This window comes from uncultured Mycobacterium sp. (assembly GCF_964249325.1).
Lineage (GTDB): Bacteria > Actinomycetota > Actinomycetes > Mycobacteriales > Mycobacteriaceae > Mycobacterium.
The window spans coordinates 1-4,059 of sequence record NZ_CAXUCH010000319.1 but is presented as its reverse complement, the minus strand read 5'-3'; the positions used below and the strand labels follow the sequence as shown (position 1 = coordinate 4,059).

Here is a 4,059-nt window from a genome sequence, read left to right as displayed (position 1 = left end):
GCGCTACACCGCCATCGACGACGACGAGATCCGGGCCGCGGCCGCGTGCGCCTGGTAAAGAGGGGGCAGGTCACACCGCTGACGCGCCCATAACCGCTGCGGATGGGTCATTAGCTACCGTTTTCGGTCGCGCCCGAAGCCTGCTCGCAAACCTGCCTGCCCACTGACATAAACTCTTGACGATGGTTCGTGTTTTTCATTACCCTTGACGAGTCGCAAGGGATTAGGGACTATGAACAGTGACATCGCAGACATCGTGAAGTGGGCTCGGTCGCAGGGATGGGCCGTCGTTGACGACTCGAAGGGCTATACCCGGTTCTACAACCCGGAAGGCGTATACATCGCCAGCTACCCCGCCACGCCCAGCAACCCATACCGGCGGCGACGAGACCTATTGGTGGCACTGAAGAAAGCTGGCCTACCGTGGCCAGCGCCGAGCAAGAAGGAACAACGCTCGCAACGCAAGAAGGGAGGCGAGAAGTGACGACCAGTACCGGAGACTGGGTTATCACGTTCACCTTCGACGCCGATCCCACGACGGAAACGATGGATGAGTGGCAGGCGCGGCTGGAGAACTTCGACGGGTCGGTTGCGCGTATCCCGGGCCGGGGTATCGACGTCACGGTTTACGCGCCCGCAAGCCTGAGCATTCCTGACGCGATCGCCAAGACGCTTGACGAGGTCACCCACGTGGTACAGATCGATTCGCCGATCGGCCTCGAGGTAGTCACCGAGCTCGAGCATGCGCGCCGCGCCGAGGCACCGACGATGCCTGAACTGATGTCCGCTGCGGAGATCGCCGAGGAGCTCGGCATTGCGCGTCAGCGCGTGCACCAGTTGCGCCAGAACGCGGCATTCCCGGCGCCGCTGGCTGAGCTGCGTGGCGGCGCGGTGTGGGACGCGGCTGCGGTCCGCAAATTCGCCGAGGAATGGGAGCGCAGGCCAGGGCGGCCGCGAAGTGAATTACAAGGGCTGTCTAGACAGGAGCGGGAAGCCTGTCTGATCGCTGAGCGATCACTTGGAGCAGTCGCAACAGCATGGGACGGTCAACACCGGCACGGCGCGGTCGACGCGATGCTGACACTTCGCGACGGCCGTACCGCGGCATTCGAGGTCACCAACTTGGCGGCCAAAGGTGCGCTTCACACGGCAAGCCTGCTCGCCCGTGACAACCACAAGTGGCCACTGCCCGGTAAGTGGTTTTGGACTATCGAAATCGGCTCGCCGGAGGACCTTCGGCGGCTCAAGAAGTGCTATCAGAAAATCATTCTGATCTGTGAAGCCGCAGGCGTAGCGCATCCTGAGCGTCAACTTGGGTGGTCCCCATCGGCAGATCCAGATCTGCAATGGCTCGTACAAGAATCGCGCTCCAACATAAGGGGCCACCCGCAACAACACGTGACACACATGAAGAACCCAGCTGCACTGGTGGTTCCGGCGTCCGGTGGTGGCTTCATTGATGAGTCGATGTCAGGCTTTGCGGCCGAGCTCGGCGCGGCGTTCGCAAAAAGCCCGCACATTCAGTCGCATTTCGAGAAGCTCGCACGGGCCGACGCCGACGAACGCCACCTGTTCATCGCGCTTCACGACAGCGCCCTACCGTTCAGCATTACCTCGGGACTCGCGTTCGGAAAAGCGCTGCCCCCTGAGCCACCGCCGGTTCCGGACTACATTTCACACCTTTGGCTAGCGCCGGCGTTCTCTCGGCGAGTGCTCTTATGGAGCCGAGAGGAGGGCTGGCGAAACCTGTCGCCCTACGACAGCTAAGGCAGCCGGTCTCGTCTGGCTCAAAACGGCACGTCGAGATACGGCATGCCGTCGCCGTGCCCGTAGCGAGCGTTCCACGCCTGGGCGAACAGCGCTGTAAACGCCGGTTCGGTGAACTGCGTCGGGTTGCCGGTGAGCCGACACATCATCTGCTGCGCGGCCAGCGCCGCCGAATACGGCTGTACCGCAGCGTCATCGGGGTCCACTTTTGATACCTCCCTCAAGTGAAAAGCTCCACCTTCACCTGCCCGCCGGCACCGGCCGCCACCGCGTACAGCGCCAGCTGTTGGCCGTTGCTTTGCAGCGGGAAGGTGAACAGCTCGCCCGGTTTGAGCCGGATGCCGACCTGCGGGTTAACCGAGGCCGGTGAGCCGGTGTTGACCATGATGTCGGGGCCGCCCGTATCGCCCAGGCCGCCGCTGCTGTTGAGCACCAGCACCGCCTCAACCGGCGGCAACGGAATCTGTGCCGGTGTCGTACCGACCGCGAACACCGCCGGCTGAGTCATCGCGCATCGCCTTCCACTGTGGTTGCACACCCGGCCGCCGCGGCGCAAAAGGGGGTGCTGCGCCTTGGCCCCCGTCGCAGGCGGCCGGGTGTGGCTGTCCCGCCCCGAAAACTCGCGGGAAAACGGGGCGGGACAGGTCTCATCATCAGCCCGGCAGCAGGTACGTCAGCTCGCCGCCGGCACCGGCCGCCACCGCGAAAATCCGCACGTCGTAGGGTGATGCCGGGGTCGGCAGGGTGGCGGTCTGCCCAGGCTGAATCGTCAGCCCGGCGTCGAGGCCATCCACGGCCACATCGGGCCCGACGTCCACGGCCACAACAGCGGTTCCCGTGTTGCTCAGCAGCACCCCGTTGTACTGGTAGGGCACCGCGCACACCTCGGTCGGGGTCACGCCGATGTCGACCCGCTCGCGGATCATGCTGGCGCCTCGTATTTCGCGTGCGACTTGCGCAACCGGACCGCCTCACAGATCGTCTGATTGCGGTAGTGCAAGCCGTTGCGGCGCAGCGCTTCGCGCGCCCGCTCGCCGCCCGCGTCCGCCGGCAGTCCGACAGCGACCAGCGCGGACACGCACTCCCACACCCGGCCGGGGTCAAGCGCCCGGCCTTGCTCGTCGACCAGCTCGACGAGCTCATTGTCGAGCAGGTGGCGGACCTGAGAATCGTCGTGCGTCGCCCACGGCGGCAAAATCGCCGGCTGCCCGTAGTGGGTGTAAAACTCATGCAACTTGCCGCTCGGGTCGGCGACACGCACCAGCGCCACACCGTCTTTGACCTTCAGCCGCACCGAGCCGCGGGCACCATCATCGGTTACTGACATTCGCGTCTCCTAGAGGTCGACCGTCGAGCCTTGGCAGGCGTGGTCGATATCGCTGGCACTGCCCGGAATCGGCGGCAGGTAATAGTTGGGCTCTGGCGGCGGCTTCATGCCTGGCGTCCGGAAGCGGGGTCCAAGACTCCACAGCCAGGCGTCGCGGCGTTCGGCCTCGGTCCAGTCTTGATAGCGCTTGCCGCCAATCAGCTTGGGCGGCTCTAGATCTTGCGCCACGCTAAACACACCCCTTCCTCGGGTATCGGTCTGCGTGGCCTTAAGAACAAGATAACACGACCTGTCCCCGAACCTGTCCCCGACACGCCCGGCAGCGAAAAAAGTTCGGCGCCAAGCATGATCGTCTGCGTGGCTCACCGGGCGGCCCACGCCACGCAACTAGCGGGCCGCCCGGTGAGGTCTCTGCGTCGAAGCCGGCGGCGCCCCCTGCCTTCTTCGACGCGTCCACAGCGGCGACCAGCTCGGCCGCCAAACTGACCGGCTCTCGGCGGTCCATCACGTAATCCGCTGAGCCGATCCGCAGCCGGGACCAGTCGCGGGTTGGCCGCGAACACCCACGCCCGAGCGTGTTGCTTTTGGCCCAGCAATCTCACGTGTCGGCCCCCTTCCCGCTGTCCCCGCGCGTGGCCGCGGCGCGTCGCCGAGCCCGGCGCGCCCGCAGCTCGTCGATCTTCGCCGGCATCACCCGCGCGGCACGCACGGCCTGGATCCGCGCCAGCACATCCGTTAGCTGGTGCGACAATGCCGCCACGTCGCGCGCCGACGTCGCGGCGTCCAACTCGGCGGCCAATCTGTCTCGCAGACAACACAACACAGCCAGGGTGTCGCCGCCCGCGGCCGCATTAGCCAGCGTGGCGCGGTCGTTTGCTGCGTATGGCTGTTTCGGGGTCATGGACGGTCGTTACTCCTGACGGTTACTGCGTTTGTGCTGGCAGAGGGGGGAGATGGCGCCTGGC

At 65.4% G+C, this 4,059-nt stretch carries 7 protein-coding genes and 1 pseudogene; 2 read left to right on the top strand and 6 right to left on the bottom strand.

The genetic code is table 11. The features are described from left to right. Window positions 1–232: 232 nt before the first annotated feature. The gene (locus ACFE99_RS23545) at window positions 233–484 is read left to right on the top strand and encodes a hypothetical protein (protein WP_375489076.1); all 252 of its coding nucleotides are present in this window, start codon (window positions 233–235) and stop codon (window positions 482–484) included. A gap of 62 nt (window positions 485–546) precedes the next feature. After that, window positions 547–960, top strand: a pseudogene (locus ACFE99_RS23540) (helix-turn-helix transcriptional regulator); the annotation flags it as partial. Window positions 961–1,787: 827 nt separating this feature from the next. On the opposite strand, the gene ACFE99_RS23535 reads toward ACFE99_RS23540, so the two are convergent. From ACFE99_RS23535 to ACFE99_RS23510, 6 genes are all read right to left on the bottom strand, one after another. Beyond that, window positions 1,788–1,973, bottom strand: coding sequence for a hypothetical protein (locus tag ACFE99_RS23535; protein WP_375489074.1), 186 nt, complete (start codon window positions 1,971–1,973; stop codon window positions 1,788–1,790). 14 nt (window positions 1,974–1,987) lie between these two features. Further along, window positions 1,988–2,275 (bottom strand): hypothetical protein, encoded by a 288-nt coding sequence (locus tag ACFE99_RS23530; RefSeq protein WP_375489072.1) that lies wholly within the window; start codon window positions 2,273–2,275, stop codon window positions 1,988–1,990. Between the two features lie 145 nt (window positions 2,276–2,420). Further along, window positions 2,421–2,693 carry a hypothetical protein gene (locus ACFE99_RS23525; RefSeq protein ID WP_375489070.1) on the bottom strand — a complete coding sequence of 91 codons (273 nt, stop codon included), beginning with the start codon at window positions 2,691–2,693 and terminating at the stop codon, window positions 2,421–2,423. Next, window positions 2,690–3,094: a hypothetical protein gene (locus ACFE99_RS23520; protein ID WP_375489068.1), complete on the bottom strand. Its 405-nt coding sequence runs from the start codon at window positions 3,092–3,094 to the stop codon at window positions 2,690–2,692. Before ACFE99_RS23520 ends, ACFE99_RS23525 begins: the two co-directional genes overlap by 4 nt. Window positions 3,095–3,103: 9 nt before the next feature. Continuing rightward, the gene (locus ACFE99_RS23515; protein WP_375489066.1) at window positions 3,104–3,322 is read right to left on the bottom strand and encodes a hypothetical protein; all 219 of its coding nucleotides are present in this window, start codon (window positions 3,320–3,322) and stop codon (window positions 3,104–3,106) included. Window positions 3,323–3,692: 370 nt separating this feature from the next. Continuing rightward, a complete protein-coding gene (locus ACFE99_RS23510; protein WP_375489064.1) occupies window positions 3,693–3,995 on the bottom strand; it encodes a hypothetical protein in 303 nt (100 codons plus the stop codon). Window positions 3,996–4,059 lie beyond the last annotated feature (64 nt).